The 1247-nt window shown below is 70.0% G+C and carries 1 protein-coding gene; it reads right to left on the reverse strand.

Going from position 1 to position 1247, the window contains the following annotated elements; all coding sequences use genetic code 11:
• Window positions 1-1145 (reverse strand): hydantoinase B/oxoprolinase family protein (locus ABZ783_RS37415; protein ID WP_357447985.1); only part of this gene is annotated, 1145 nt, incomplete at its 3' end.
• Between the last annotated feature and the right edge of the window lie 102 nt (window positions 1146-1247).

Below are 1247 nucleotides of genomic sequence, written 5' to 3' on the forward strand. Positions count from 1 at the left end.
TGACCGGTGTCCGGGTGCAGACCCACCATCATGAACCCCGGCACGTCACCACCGCTGGAGGCCGGCAACCGCTCCGGCATCCCCTGCGCGAGGGCTTGGTAGATCAGTTCCAGGGCGACGGTGCCGGTCCACTGGGTGAACGTCGCCGCGGGGTACCGGGCATGGAACAGCGACCCGGGTTCGGTGCGTACCCGAAGCGGGGCGAAGTGCCCGGCGTTGGTCTGTTGGGTGGGGGTGGTGACTGCCTTGAACGCGACCCGGCAGGTGGCGATGGTCGCCCCGAGCGGCAGGTTGACCGGCCCCGGCACCGCCGGGGACGAGCCGGTGAAGTCGACGGTGAAGGTGCCGCCGGCGACGGTGACGGTGGCCCGCATGCGGATGGGGTCGCCGGTGACGCCGTCGTCGTCGAGCCAGTCCTCGGCGGTCCAGGTGCCCTGCGGCAGTCCGGCCACCGCCTCGTGGGCGGAGTCGGCGGCAGCCGCGATGACACGTTCGACGACCGCGTCCACTACGGCCGGCCCGTACTGCCGGTACACCTCGATCACCCGGCGCTCACCGGTACGCAGCGCGGCGATCTGGGCGTTCAGGTCGCCGAGCACGAGTTCCGGCATGCGCGAGTTGAAGCGGATCAGCTCGTGGATCTCGCGTACCGGCTTCCCGCGGGCGTACACCTTCGTGCCGGGGAAGATGATCCCCTCCTGGTGCATGTCGGTGGAGTCGAGCACGTAGCCGGGGTCCTTGGCGCCCAGGTCCATCCAGTGCGCCCGGATGCACAGAAAGCCGATCAGTTCCTCGCCGCCGGGCAGGAAGACCGGCGCGAACAGCGTCGCGTCGTAGCTGTGCGCGGCGTTCCAGTACGGGTAGTTCAGCAGCACCACGTCGCCGGGGTGCAGATTCTCCCGCCCGACGTACTCGACCCCGCGCTCGATCGAGTAGTCGTTGGCGCCGAGGAACCGGGACAGCCCGGTCGACTCCGCGACCAGCCGCAACTGCCGGTCGTAGATGGAGATACCGAAGTCGTACACCTCGTAGATGACCGGGTTGAAGGCGGTGCGTACCAGCGCGGCGCGCATCTCCTCGGCCGCCGAGACGAGGTGGCTGCGCACCACCTCGACGGTGGCCCCGTCGACGGTCGGCTCACTCATCGACGTCCACTCCATACAGCTCGCGGGCGGCCTGCGCGGAGACGTACCCTTCGGCGACGTCCCGGCGTACCGCGTCGGGGTCGCGGGTACGCGGGTCGCCGT

The sequence above is a fragment of the Micromonospora sp. NPDC047738 genome, from assembly GCF_040642675.1.
Classification (GTDB): Bacteria; Actinomycetota; Actinomycetes; order Mycobacteriales; family Micromonosporaceae; genus Micromonospora.